General features: G+C 68.8%; 8 protein-coding genes. 2 read left to right on the top strand and 6 right to left on the bottom strand.

Annotated features, from left to right (window positions below):
* Window positions 1-110 precede the first annotated feature (110 nt).
* Entirely contained in the window at window positions 111-1,622 is a 1,512-nt protein-coding gene (locus VF647_02385) for a DUF1990 family protein (protein ID HEX8450913.1), read from the bottom strand.
* A 258-nt stretch (window positions 1,623-1,880) separates the two neighbouring features.
* Between VF647_02385 and VF647_02390 the strand changes: the two genes are divergently transcribed.
* Window positions 1,881-3,230, top strand: coding sequence for a tetratricopeptide repeat protein (locus tag VF647_02390; protein ID HEX8450914.1), 1,350 nt, complete (start codon window positions 1,881-1,883; stop codon window positions 3,228-3,230).
* A 22-nt stretch (window positions 3,231-3,252) separates the two neighbouring features.
* On the opposite strand, the gene VF647_02395 is transcribed toward VF647_02390, so the two are convergent.
* Window positions 3,253-3,453, bottom strand: coding sequence for a hypothetical protein (locus tag VF647_02395; GenBank protein HEX8450915.1), 201 nt, complete (start codon window positions 3,451-3,453; stop codon window positions 3,253-3,255).
* Between the two features lie 306 nt (window positions 3,454-3,759).
* Here VF647_02395 and VF647_02400 point away from each other — a divergent pair, with 306 nt between their 5' ends.
* Entirely contained in the window at window positions 3,760-5,715 is a 1,956-nt protein-coding gene (locus VF647_02400) for an acyl-CoA dehydrogenase family protein (protein ID HEX8450916.1), read from the top strand.
* A 392-nt stretch (window positions 5,716-6,107) separates the two neighbouring features.
* On the opposite strand, the gene VF647_02405 is transcribed toward VF647_02400, so the two are convergent.
* The 4 genes from VF647_02405 to VF647_02420 all read right to left on the bottom strand — a co-directional run bounded on the left by VF647_02405 (window position 6,108) and on the right by VF647_02420 (window position 12,931).
* Window positions 6,108-6,386: a hypothetical protein gene (locus VF647_02405; GenBank protein HEX8450917.1), complete on the bottom strand. Its 279-nt coding sequence runs from the start codon at window positions 6,384-6,386 to the stop codon at window positions 6,108-6,110.
* A 324-nt stretch (window positions 6,387-6,710) separates the two neighbouring features.
* Window positions 6,711-7,802, bottom strand: a complete 1,092-nt coding sequence (locus VF647_02410; GenBank protein HEX8450918.1) for a serine hydrolase domain-containing protein — start codon at window positions 7,800-7,802, stop codon at window positions 6,711-6,713.
* 134 nt (window positions 7,803-7,936) lie between these two features.
* Complete coding sequence (locus tag VF647_02415; protein ID HEX8450919.1) at window positions 7,937-8,749, bottom strand: AraC family transcriptional regulator; 813 nt, start codon at window positions 8,747-8,749, stop codon at window positions 7,937-7,939.
* A 177-nt stretch (window positions 8,750-8,926) separates the two neighbouring features.
* The gene (locus tag VF647_02420) at window positions 8,927-12,931 is read right to left on the bottom strand and encodes an RNA-binding domain-containing protein (GenBank protein ID HEX8450920.1); all 4,005 of its coding nucleotides are present in this window, start codon (window positions 12,929-12,931) and stop codon (window positions 8,927-8,929) included.
* Between the last annotated feature and the right edge of the window lie 2 nt (window positions 12,932-12,933).

The raw sequence follows: 12,933 nt of genomic DNA on the forward strand, positions 1-12,933 counted from the left end.
CTCGGGTGCCGCGGCGGCGGTGAGCGCCCATCCCGAACGAGCACCCCCTCCCCCAAGGCGGTTTTTGGGGGAGGGGGATGCGTCGCGGAGCGACGCTGGGGGTGGGGCCCTTACCGATCCTCCCCCAGCCCCGGCGCCTCGGCGCGGCGCAGGCCCAGCACCAGCTCGCCCACCCACTTCTCCACGCCGCGCGCGTCCTCGTCGTTCAGGAAGCCCGTCTCGTCGTTGACGCCGTCGATGGCTTCGCCGCCGCTGCGCTCCACGACCTTGGCGACCACGGAGCGCCAGTTCGCTTTCTGGGCGAGGAAGCCGGCGGTGCGCATGGCCACCATGTCCAGCAGGTTGGAGGCGCGGGTGAAGGAGCGGATCTCGAAGCGGATGATCCCCCCCTCGCGCTCTTCCACCAGGAAGCGGATGGCGCCGCTGAGCGGGTGCCCCTCCACCGTGAGCAGCGTGATGACGCGGTTGCGCGCCTCCGCCACCCGCACCTGGATGTGCCCGCGCATGGGGAGTGCCAGCGTCAGCGTCTCGCCTTCGTCCAGGATCAGCGGCGAGCCCGGCTCCACGCCCACCTTCACCAGCCCCTCGGGCGGCAGGGTGTAGAACTCGCGGCGCAGCAGGTCGAAGATCTCGTCCGCGCTCATGCGCGAGCCGCGGATGTCCGCCCAGTAGCTCTGCCGCTCCAGCTTCCCCGTGCCATCCGACGGGAGGGCTTCCGGCAGGGCGTCCACCAGCTTCCGCAGCCCCGCGTCCAGCCCCAGCGGCTGCACGCCAAAGGTGTCCGTGAGCGCGTTGGGCGCGCCGGGGGGGATCAGGTTGCCCTCGATGAGCATGGTGACCTGGTCTTCCTTGATGGGAAGCTCGATGCCCACCGTCTCCGCCGCGCGCGCGCCCAGCTTCGTGAGGAGCTCCGGGACGGGGACGTGCACCGGGTGCATGTCCGTGAGCGCCTCCAGCCGCTCCAGGATCTCGCGCGTGTTGGTGACCTCGGGGCCGGCCAGGTCCAGCGCCTGGTGCACCGGCTCGGGGTTGATGACGGCGCGGGCCAGCGCCTCGCCCAGGTCCTCGTGCCACACCGGCTGAAAGGGGTGGTCGCCCATCCCCACCAGCGGGATGGCGGGCATGGTGCGCACCATCTTGAGGAGCGTGGAGATGACCTCGTCGCCCGGGCCGTAGACGTTCCCGGGGCGCACGATCAGCCACCCCGGCGGGTCCTCCTCCCGCACCGCCGCCTCGCCCGCGAGCTTGGAGCGGTGGTAGTCCGACTCTCCGCCGTTCGCCCCCAGCGACGACACGTAGACGAAGCGCCGCACGCCGGCCCGCTTCGCCTCGCGCGCCATGCGCCGCGTGCCGTCCACGTTGACGGCCTGAAAGGTGACCTCGGGCGGGCTCTCGGCCACGATCCCCACCACGTGCAGCACCGCGTCGCATCCCTCGGCGGCGCCGCGAACGCCCTCGTCGGTGCTGACGTCGCCGGTGTGGGGCTCCACGCCCTCGGGCCACTGGCGCGCATCGTCCTCCGCATGGCGCGAGAGGAGCCGCACCCGGTGTCCCGCGGCCAGCAGCCGGTCCACCGAAGCCTTCCCGACGACCCCCGTTCCCCCCGTAACCAGCACTTTCATCCGCCCCCTCCCGCTGTAAGGTTTGGGGGGCCGCGCTCGCATTTCAGGTGCCAACATCAGTTCCGGCACTGGCACTAGAGCGCGCGAGAGTGCATACTGTACACACCCTGTGCTAAAAAGCTGCCATCCGCCTGGCCGCCCCCGGTGCTTCAGGGGAGCTCACACGCTCCCGCCGCGCCACCGCGCGGGCAGGATACCACGGTCTGATCCCTTCTAGCACGACACCCCCCCACCTCCTGGCACGCGGAGCCCCAGTCGATGACCGATTCGTCCCCTCCTCCACGCCCTGCTCGCAAGCCGCGGCGCCGCTGGCGCTGGCACGTTCCTCCCGCGCTGATGCACGGCCCCGAGCAGCTGGAAGGCGGTGAGATACTGACGGAGATGGAGGGCGCGCAGGCGCTGGTGATGTTCCAGCTGGCGCGCGACGTGTCGCTGTGGGGGAGCGCCGATCCGGACGAGCGCCGCCCCGATCCGGACGCCACCGGCCCCCAGGGCCACAGCGCGGACCGCGCCGACTTCTTCACCGCCGACGCGTACTCCCGGCTCGTCGCGCAGCTCGAGGCGGCCGGCTTCGAATCCGCGGTGGAGGCGCCGCTGCGCGCCGCCGCCGAGGTGCTGCGCGCGCCGGGCGAGGTGACGCGGGCGCAGCTGACCGCCGCCTGCCTTGACGTGTCGAAGTGGGCGGACGAGCGGGAGATGCCGGGAACGGCGCTCGCCTGGGCGCAGGCCGGGGCCATCGCTTCTCCCCGCGACGCGGCCATGGGATTCCGCGTGGGGCTCCTGGCCCGCAGGCGGGCGGAGTATCCCAGGGCCGAGAGCTGGTTCCGCCGGGTGATCGGGCTGGGGAGGCAGGCGAAGGATTGGGAGTCGTATTCGCGTGCGTTCCTGGGACTGGCGAACCTCTACATCCAGCGCGGCAACTACCCCGCGGCGCGGCGCTTCCTGATCCGCGGGCTCCGCGCGGCGCGAAGGCACGGCCTGCGGGAGCTTCAGGCGAGCGCATACCATGATCTCTTCGCGATCGCCGTACAGACCGACCAGTTCGGCGAGGCCAACGACCTGGCCCGCCTCGCCTTCCGCGCCTACGGTCCCCGGCACCCCCGCCTCCCCGTCCTGGCCAGCGACATCGGCCTGCTCTGGCTCCTCCGCGGCGAGTTCGCGCCGGCGCTCGACGTGCTGCGCGCCGCGCATCCGCACATCTCCCACCCGTGCGAGCAGCTGCTGAGCTGGGGCAACATCGCGCGGGCATCGGGGGGCGCCGGGGACCGGGCGGTCTACGACGAAGCGTGGGACAACATCTGGAGCTATGCGGGGGATTGGCACAACCGCGAGAACGCACCGTGGGCGCTCATGGATGCGGCGCGGGGCGCCACCAGCCTGGGCGATTGGACGAGAGCCGAGCGCGCCGCGTCGACCGCGCGGGAGATCGCGGTGCGTCGCAAGGAGGCGCACGTGCTGGCCGAGGCGGAGTCGGTGCTCGACTCCGTCACGCGCAGGCTCCAGTTCTCCGCAACGGCACCGTCGTCGTCGTCGGAGGATGATGCACTGGTGCAAGGGCTGGCCTCGGACCTCACCCGTTACCTGCGCGGGAAAACGGCCGCGGAGTAGTCTCCGCGGCCGCTCATATGCCTCAGTTGCCGCTTCCCTTCACCCCTCCGCCGATCCCGGTGGTGTCCGTCGGCGGGGGGGTCGGGGGCGGGGGCGGCGGCGGATTGTCTTCGTGGCGGCTCGTCGTGGGAGGCGCGACGTCGCCGGAGGTGGGGGTGCGTTCGCAGGCGGCAAGGAGGAGGGACAGCGAGGCGAAAGCGGGGATGATGCGGGCAAACTTCATCTGAAAGCTCCGTAGAAGCTGGTTTTCGTTGTCGTCCGTTGTGGACATCCCAACGTTACCGGAGCCGAGACCCCAGCTACCACGCCTCTCCCGACCGGAATCGCTCCCTTATCGCCATTCTTTGTGAGGCTTTGTTCGCAGGAATATACCGGCACCTGGCGCAATAGGAGCGGTAGCTGGAACGTTCCTGCGCATGAGGGTGGGGTGTTGCGTGAGCACGGCTCAGCCGTAGCTTTGATTTTGCCGCGTTCCGGCCCTGTTCGAATCGCGGCGCGACTTCCCTACCCCGCAACCAGGATCCGTGTGATGAGTGCCCAGACCGCACCGAGCGAGCAGGAGTCGCGCGAGGTCGCCGAAGCGGCGCGCGAGACCGAGTGGACCGCGCCCAGCTTCGTCCGCGAGCTTTTCCTCGGCAACTTCCGCCTGGACCTGATCCACCCCTTCCCGCAGCAGACGCCCGAGGACAGGGCGAAGACGGACGCCTACATGGCGAAGCTGCGGAAGTTCATGGAGGAAGAGGTCGATTCGGACGCCATCGACCGCACGGGCGAGCTCCCGCCGGAGGTGGTGCAGGGGCTGCGCGACCTGGGCGCGTTCGGGCTCAAGATCCCGGAGGAGTACGGCGGCGTCGGGCTCTCACAGCGGGGCTACGGGCGCACCATCGGCATGGTGACCAGCCAGGACGGCAACCTCACCGCCCTCCTGAGCGCCCACCAGTCCATCGGCGTGCCGCAGCCGATGAAGATGTTCGGCACCGCGGAGCAGAAGAAGAAGTACCTGCCGCGGCTGGCCAGGGGCGCCATCTCGGCCTTCGCGCTCACGGAGCCGGGGGTGGGGTCCGACCCGGCGGCGCTCGCCACCACGGCCACGCTCACCGAGGACGGCACCGCCTACATCCTCAACGGCGAGAAGCTGTGGTGCACCAACGGCACCCTGGCCGAGCTGCTGGTGGTGATGGCGAAGACGCCGTCCAAGATCAAGAACGGCAAGGAGATCCCCCAGATCACCGCGTTCGTGGTGGAGGTGGACACGCCGGGGGTGGAGATCACGCACCGCTGCCACTTCATGGGGCTGCGGGCGCTTCAGAACGCCGTCATCCGCTTCGACAACGTCCGCGTCCCGCGCGAGAACGTGATCTGGGGCGAGGGGAAGGGGCTGAAGCTGGCGCTGATGACGCTGAACACCGGGCGCCTGACCCTGCCCATGAGCGCGGCGTACGGGGCCAAGGTCGCCGTGGAGGTCTCGCGCAAGTGGGCGGCGGAGCGGGTGCAGTGGGGCGCGGCCGTGGGCAAGCACGACGCCGTGGCGCAGATGCTGGGCGACATGGCCGCCAACGCCTTCGCCATCGAGTCGGTGGCCGAGCTGGCGTCGGCCCTGGCGGACGAGGCCAAGAACGACATCCGCCTGGAAGCCGCCATCGCCAAGCTGTGGACGACGGAGATGGGGTGGAAGATCGTGGACGACTGCCTGCAGATCCGCGGCGGGCGCGGCTACGAGACGGCCGACTCGCTGGCCGCGCGCGGCGAGCTGCCGATCCCGGTGGAGCGGATGATGCGCGACTTCCGCATCAACCGCATCTTCGAGGGCTCCAGCGAGATCATGCGCCTCTTCATCGCCCGCGAGGCGGTGGACATGCACCTGGCCGTGGCCGGCGACCTGATCAAGCCGGACATCTCCTTCGGGCAGAAGGTGGGCGCGATGGCCAAGGCGGGCGTGTGGTACGCCGGCTGGCTGCCGAAGCGCTTCGTGGGCGGCGGGCAGATCCCGAACGCGTACTCGGAGTTCGGGCGGCTGGCCAAGCACATCCGCTACGTGGAGCGCACCTCGCGCAAGCTGGCGCGCAGCATGTTCTTCGCGATGGGCCGCTACCAGGCCAAGCTGGAGCGGAAGCAGGCGCTGCTGGGCCGCTTCGTGGACATCGGCGCGGAGCTCTTCGCCATGACCGCCGCCTGCGTGCGCGCCCAGTCCCTGCGCGACGAGCCGCACGGCCGCGAGGCGGCGCTGGTGGCGGACCTCTTCTGCCGCCGCGCGCGCATCCGCATCAAGGAGCTCTTCGGCCGCGTGACGGACAACGCCGACGACTTCACCTACAAGCTCGCGCAGGACGTGCTCAAGGGCCGCTACGCGTGGCTGGAGGAGGGCGCCATCCCCGCGGTGCGCGACGGCTCCACCATTCCGCCGGAGAGATCCACCCCTGCGGCGCCGATGGAGCGCAACCTGTCCGACACCCGCGTCGCCACGCAAATCGGCGGCGGGGCGTAGGGGCGGGGCCCCCTCCCCCGCTCGTTCCTCGCGGCCCCTCCCCCAAAACAACCTGGGGGAGGGGCGTGCGCGTCGATCCCCGCCGTGTGCACGGTTCCCGTAGAGGCGCGATTCATCGCGCCCGCCCTCCGCGCGGCTTCGATCCTCGCCTAACGCACCGCAACCGTAGGGGCAGACCTGCGTGTCTGCCCACCGCCCGCCTCACCTCGATCCCCCGCCCTGACGCACAGATCCCGTGGGGGCTGCCCCACGTGGCTGCCCGTGTTTCTTCCGCCGCGCCGCGCCGCGCCGCGGGTAGCCGGGAGCGAAGTGCCTGGCGCAGGACGCACGAACGGCCCCGCGGCGATGATTCCGCGGGGCCGTTTGCGTGGAGGGGTGTTGCGGGGTGGGCGCTACCGCGGCGTGGTCTCAACCGCGTCGTGCATCACCCTGAGCACCGCGAGCATCTGCGCCATGGAGTCCGCTCGGCCAACCGGCAGGGCGGAGAGGTGAGAAGAGCTCCCCCGCGCCTCGATCCGGATCCCGACCTGCGTTTCGGCGTCGGGCGCGCGCACCAGGAGGTAGCGTAGGTCCGGGTCCGCACGGTCGACCCGGTACCCCTGGGCGACGAGCCGCCGCTGCGTCGACCGGAAGAGCGAGTCCGCGCCGACCTCGAGGTCCACCCCAGCCATTGGACGCGGCTCGCCCTCCGGGCTGCGGGATCCCGATTGGCATGCCCACAGGCCCATCGTGGCGAAAACGGCAATGAGAAGGCGCAGGCGCATGATAGGGGAGGAGCAGGGGAAGAGAGCCGGCAGAGCGCGTTCTACGCCAGAATGTATCCAGCTTCCCAAACCCGAGCAAGCATGCCGCCGCCCCTGCGCCGCAAACCTCGTCCGGGCGCGATTCATCACGCCGGTCCTCTCCCCGGCCCAACCCCCGCCTTCCGCGCGAAGGCCGTCCTGGCGCGGGGGCCATTCCGCGTTCGAAGTCCAGCGTGCCACGGGCGCTTCGCGTCACGGAGCGCCGGTGGCGGGCAGGAGGCGAATCAGGGCATCTCGCACCCTGCGGCTGGCCGGCACGCCTCCCGGCTCACCCGAAGCGGATGCGATGGAGATCACCACGTCGTCATCCATGCGCCACCAGAGCACCGCGTTGTGGCCCAGGTCGGTGTCCGTGCCGCCATGCTCCACCACCCGCCCCCCGCCCGGCGCGGTGGAGATGAACCAGCCGTAGCCGTATTCCCCGCGCGCACCGGCGGCCACGTATGGGCGCCACATCCGCGCGATGCTGCTGTCGCGCAGAACGCGGCCGCCACGCAGCGCGTTCAGCCAGCGCACCAGGTCGTCCACGGTGGAATGAATTCCCGTCGCGCCCATGTATCCGCGGTCGTGAAGGTGGTAGGCGGGCCCCCTCCCGTTCCGCGGCGGCGCAATCCCGAGCGCATCGGCGGCGGGCCGGTCGTCCCACGGCCCGCTCGAGCGCAGTCCGGCCGGGCCGATCAGCATCCGCTGCACGTACGCGTCATACGGCTCGCCGGCGGCGGTCTCCACCACGGCGGCGAGGAGGTTGTATCCGTCGTTGGAGTAGTGGAAGCGGGTACCGGGCTCGTCCACGGCGGGAGGCCGCAGGATGGCCGCCACGGCACGTGAGCGGTCGGAGGTTCCATCCGCCGCGTAGTTGTGGCCCAGCCCGCCCGTATGCGTGAGGAGCTGGTGAAGGGTGATCCCCGCGCGGCCGGTGGGGAGCCCGGTGAAGAAGCGCCCAATCGAGTCGGTGGTGCGAAGCCGGCCCTCCTCTTCCAGCCGCAGGATGGCGGCCGCCGCGAACGACTTGCTGAGGGAGCCGATCCAGTACCCCGTGGCGGGCGTCACCGGCCTGCCGCACGTGCCCGCCGTGCGCCCATACCCCTGGCGCAGGAGCGTCTCGCCGCGCCGCATGACGAGCACCGCCCCGGCGAATCGGGAGTCGGCGAGCGCACGCAGGCGCCCGTCGAGCCGCTCCCCCACCGCACCGCGCACCACCGCGGCGCGCGGCGGAGGGGCGGCGACAGGGGGGCAGCGCGGCGGTGCGCACCCGGCCGCGGTCGACACGAGCGCCAGAAGCACGCCTGACAGGGAGTGGATACGCATGTGAGGACGGGGAGCGCGAGTGGAGCGCCGGGCCGCCTGCCCGGCCATACGCGGAAGATGGCGCGGGGGGAAGGCGCCGTCTTGAACGGCCGGGCGGGGATGGAACCGGTTTAGCGGCCCCGGTGCGCGCGGCGGTACGCCAGCGGGGTGGTGCCGGTATGCCGGCGGAAGGTGCGGGTGAAGTGGCTGTGGTCCGCGAAGCCAGCCTCGTGGGCGATGGACGAGATGGTGCGGGCCGACGAGGCGAGGGCGGCGCACGCGCGCTCGATGCGCGCGCGGCGGAGGTACTCGCCCACGGTGCACCCCACGTGCCGGCGGAACTCGCGCGCCAGGTGCACCGGATGCACCCCCGCGTCGCGCGCCAGAAGGGAGAGCGCCGGCGGGGCGCCCGCCTCCGCACGCACGCGCTCGAGCACCCCCTGCAGCCACAAGGGAGCCCGGGCGCCCGGCGGGGCGTCCGCGGCACGCGACACCTCGCCCAGCGCGGTCAGCACCAGCCCCTCCAGGGCGAGCACGGATGCGGCGTCGCATGCGCGCAGCTCCTCGTCCAGCTGGTGGGCGAGCCAGCGGGTGCGCCCCCCGCGCACTTCCGCCGAGCGGCTGCCCGGCACGGCGCCGCGCGCGGCAACCCCGTCCATCCAGCGGTCGTCCATCTCCACGATCAGGCAGCGCGCGCCCTGCGCCCCGAAGCGGGTGGCGTGCCGCTCGCCGGCGGGGCGGAAGATCACGCTCCCCGGGCGGCAGACCCGCTCCGACGTCCCGGAGCTCTCGGCGAAGCCGCCGCGCAGGGGGAAGCACAGATATGCGTGTCCGTGCGCGTGCGGCTCGAAGCGGTCTCCGGGGCCGTACTCCGCCCGCAGCACGCGCAGCACCCCGAGGTCACGCTCGCCGCGCAGGTGGTCGGTGCTCCGATCGGTGTCCATGCGCAGCCGGGGGCGCGGGGGAGGTGGCGTGCGGACCCGCGCAAGCTACGCTGCCTTCGCCGGGCGGGCCAGCGTGCCGGTGTTGCGTCAGTGGCCGGAGCTTTTTACTTCGCAGAACCAGTCTTACGCGCTCGCGCGAGCATCAGGCGATCCGCGCGTATTTGACTCTCGCGCGTATCATCCCTCGCCGTTGTTGCCCCTTAACCCCCAATGCGTCTGCGCGTATTCCTGCGCCTCCCGAGCCGAGAGCGCTCGGCTGGAGTTGTTGGTGCGCACGTAGAAGTGCTCCTGCCCTTCAGTTTTGACCCACACAGGTTTGGGTGAGGACTTCACCAGCACTCGGCAGACCTGTTTGCCGTCGATTCCGTGGAAGCTCACCTCTAGGAGTGGCGCCAGACCAAAGCCGATGTGCTTGCCGAGGTGTTGGGTGAGCCACTGCTCGAATCCGTCGGCGTTGGCGCGCTCGCCCAGAGTGCGGTAGTCGGCGTCCAGGCCCAGCACGGTACCGTCATCCGCGATCCCGATCAGGAGGGTGCCCCCCGCGGAGTTCAGGAAGGCGGCCACCGTCTTGACGATGATCTCTTCCATCTTGGGGTTCTTTTTTCCCTCTCTCACGTCCCAGCGCGCGGTGCTCTTGAACTCCAGCGTGCCGCTCTCCCCCTGCGCGATCAGGCGGGCGATATCGGGGTCTCCGGGTATGGGGGTCAGCGCCTGGTATGCCGCCATCGCCGCATCCTTCGTCTCCTTTGCCACCAGCGGAAACGTGCCCAGGATGTGCGCGAACTCCGCTTCCGTGAGCCCGTACAGGTGCGCCACCATGCCGTCCAGCTCGGCGCGGAGCCGGGCTCTCTCGCCCGGGTCCGTGGCGCCGTTCACGTGGCTACCCAGCCCTACCTCCAGAGCCAAATCGTCGAACTCCGGGGTGGTGCAGATCAGCCGGGCGGCGCGCTCCACGATGGGAGCAAACTCCGAGTCCCGCTCTGTAAGGCGGGGGACAGGGAGTTGGTACACGACGAACATGGGCACGCCCATGGTGACGCTGTATCGCAGCAGATAATCGAGCGTCATACTATTAAAGATCGCGCACACGAACAGCATTTCCCGCACTGAATAGCCGGCCGATGTCGGGTTCCAGAGAACCACTTTGTGATTCGCGAAAACTCGCGGTGGAAGCACAGCCGCAATCATGGTCCGCTCATCGGTGTTCCGGGCGATCTCCCGATACCCGAGCAGGTGATGCTGATAGATCAGCTTCTGCCCTGCATCATCGCGGTTCCCCAGCAGCCGCTTCCGCCCCTGCGTTTCGTCGATCCAGTACCGGGGATTAGCCCAGGTGTGGGTGAACTGGTGGAGCATCTTTCCCTCGTACAGCGGCAGCCACCCGGGCGCGGGTTCGGGGTGGAACAGATCGCTGTCCGTCGTCATATTAAATTCCTGCGTCAGCGAAAGATTCCACGCTCCGTCCCGCTCCTGCCCGAGTAGGGGGAAGCGCAGCATCTTCTCCGCAATCTGTACGTCGGTTTCGCAATTGAACTCCATAATCGAAAGCGAATTGGGAGAGAGCCGCCGAACCAGATCGACAGAAACACGGATCGCATCCTGCGCTGGAAACCGGGCCAGGTCCTCTACGTCAAGCCGCATGAAGGTGGCGAAGAAGCGTTGGGTGCTACCACCCTTCTCAAAGGTGAGCACCACAAATTTGAAGCTGCGGTGCACACCCTCGAAGATCTCCTTTCGATTCTCGAATCCGAACAGTCCGCTGATCCGCGTCGAGCCGAACAGCATCTCCCTTAGTTGCTTGGTGCCCAGGTCCGTATAGATGCCGCTGGGGACCACGATGCCGCACTCGCCGCCGGGGCGGAGCAGATTGTAGCATTGCTCCACGAAGTACGTATACAAGTTGGTCTTGGAAGCGATTCGCGCCCCAGTTTCCGTGAAGGATCGCTGGTTCTCGAATTGTGGCGCGGCCTTGAACCAGGCAGACACATGCGGAAAGCGGCTGGCGTACGTCAGCCATGCATCCCGCAGTTCAGGGTGCTTCATCAGCTTAGCGTGCTGCTTCTTCCAATCTTCGATCCGTAGCTTGTTCTTCTGAATCTCGGGTGCGTACTCCTGAAAGAACTCCTTTTCGTCGGTCTGCCAGACATCCCACGGCGGGTTGGTGATGATGGCGTCGAAGCCGCCACGTCCGTTCAGCACCTCGTCGAACTCGTAGCCCCAGTGGAAGGGGTGCAGCGCGGCGATGTCGGTGCTATGGAGCGCACGTTTCTTTGGCTTGCCTTCCTTGCCCTTGGCCGCGTTCCACGTCGCCTGCTCGTAGCGAATCCCGGCCCCCGCGAATTCATCGAGCAGTAGGGCATTCAGGTTCTCCGTCGCCGCCCGGCGCTGCTCGTCGATTTCGTCGCGCAGGTCACGCAAGGCGGCGGAATCCTCCGCCTCCGTAGCGGCGTGGTGGCGGTACCGACCAACCAGCCGATTCTTTTCGTTCACCAGCTGGCGGTAGCTCTTCTGGAAGAAGTCGCCCTGGGCACGGCGGTCGTACTCCGCCTCGTCCACGCGCAGCAGCCCAATCAACGAGTTCCCCGCCAGGATGTTGAAGTCGATGTTGGGGAGCGGCTCCAGCTGATCCGCGGACTGGACGGATGAGACCAGTGCCAGGAAGAGGCGCAGCCGCGCGATCTCCGTGGCCTCCTCCATAAGATCGACGCCGAACAGATTGTCCGCGATGATCCGCTTTTTGATGTAGTAGTTCAGCGAGCGGTGCTCGCGCCGCGTGTCCGCGAGCCACTTCGTGAGCTGAGGGTCGTTCAGGAATTCGATACGCCCGGTGACAGCGCTGTATACCTCGATCAGCGTCTTCATGGCCGCCACGAGAAACGCCCCCGAGCCGCACGCCGGGTCGAGCAGCGTCAGGCCGGGGAGTACGTCAAAGAGCAGCGTACGGCAGAGCGACGCGTCCAGCTTGAGCAGGAGATCGGGGAGGGAGTCGAAGCGGCAGGGCGGGAGCACGCCGGGCACGCCGGGGTGGCTCACCCGCTGCACGATCAGCCGGTGGATCGTCTGCTCGCAAAGGTACTCCGTGATCTCCGGACGCGTGTAGTAGGCGCCGAACGCTTTCTGGTTGATGTACTTCTCGAAAATGTAGCCGAGCACGTCGGGGCTGATCTCGTTGGGGTTCCCCCCCGGCGTATCGTCCAGGTTCCAGTCGTAGCTCCGGAAAAGCTGAAGGATGTTGGCGAACGCCTGATCGGGAATCCGGATGCTCTCGTACTCCCTCTCGATGCGGTGCGGCAGAAAGAGGCCGCCGTTGAGGTAGCGGATCTTGCCCAGCGTCCGGTTCACATCCGCGCTGCGTTGCGCTTCCGGCTTGGCGAAGCCCTCGAAGAAGAGGACCTTGAGGAACTCGTCGTAGAAGCAGTAGGTGTGCGGTTTGGGGAGCTCCCCCAGCCCGGTGAAGACTGGACCGCACAGATCCTCGCCGCGTTTGCGGGCGACGTCCAGCTTCTCCTGCAGGTAGTTGTAACTGCCGCCGTCGAGGAAACCCTTCCGTTGCAGGAAGTAGATGAACATCAGCCGGTTGAGCAGCACGGATGCGTACCAGCGCCGGTCGCGCTCATCATCGATCCCCTCGATCAGCTGCACGAAGGCGAGGTGCTGCTCCTGGAACTCGCGGTAGAACTTCTTCGTGACGCGCTCCACGTCCAGCGAATCCGCCAGGCGCCTGGCCACCTCCACCACGGGGATGTTCCCCTCGTCGTCCAGGTCGCCCAGCTCTACGAACATCCCGCTGATCTTTGAGAGGAACAGGTCTCCGGCCTGTCCCTTCACGTACAGATGCTCACGCGGCAGGAGCTTGGCACCGTCGCGCTTGGCCCAGAACCAGAGGCTCTGGGTGCGGAGGTGATCCACGAAGATCAGCAGGTTTTCGTGGTGAAGCCTGGCGGTCGCGCGGTGGATCGCCGCTCTCGCCTTCGCATCGGGGATGCCCCCTTCCGCTTCGATCTCGATCACCACCGCCCCACCCAGCTCCGCCACGTGGCGCTGCGTATACGCGTTGCCGTCGAGAGCGGCGGGAAGCGGGCGCGATTCGCGGGGGCGATTCCATCCCAGCTCCTCCACGAACAGGTCGCGGAAGGCAAAGTCCTGGAGGTGCTGTCGTGTGCGGGCGGTGTTGATCGCCATCC

Origin of the sequence: Longimicrobium sp., from assembly GCA_036387335.1 — a bacterium.
In the GTDB taxonomy this organism is placed as follows: Bacteria; Gemmatimonadota; Gemmatimonadetes; order Longimicrobiales; family Longimicrobiaceae; genus Longimicrobium.

What these genes read in the sequence shown, in the direction of transcription:
- VF647_02400 (HEX8450916.1), top strand. Translation starts at nt 3,760, where the DNA reads ATGAGTGCCCAGACCGCACCGAGCGAGCAGGAGTCGCGCGAGGTCGCC.
- VF647_02390 (HEX8450914.1), top strand. Translation starts at nt 1,881, where the DNA reads ATGACCGATTCGTCCCCTCCTCCACGCCCTGCTCGCAAGCCGCGGCGC.
- VF647_02395 (HEX8450915.1), bottom strand. Translation starts at nt 3,453, where the DNA reads ATGAAGTTTGCCCGCATCATCCCCGCTTTCGCCTCGCTGTCCCTCCTC.
- VF647_02385 (HEX8450913.1), bottom strand. Translation starts at nt 1,622, where the DNA reads ATGAAAGTGCTGGTTACGGGGGGAACGGGGGTCGTCGGGAAGGCTTCG.
- VF647_02415 (HEX8450919.1), bottom strand. Translation starts at nt 8,749, where the DNA reads ATGGACACCGATCGGAGCACCGACCACCTGCGCGGCGAGCGTGACCTC.
- VF647_02420 (HEX8450920.1), bottom strand. Translation starts at nt 12,931, where the DNA reads ATGGCGATCAACACCGCCCGCACACGACAGCACCTCCAGGACTTTGCC.
- VF647_02405 (HEX8450917.1), bottom strand. Translation starts at nt 6,386, where the DNA reads ATGGCTGGGGTGGACCTCGAGGTCGGCGCGGACTCGCTCTTCCGGTCG.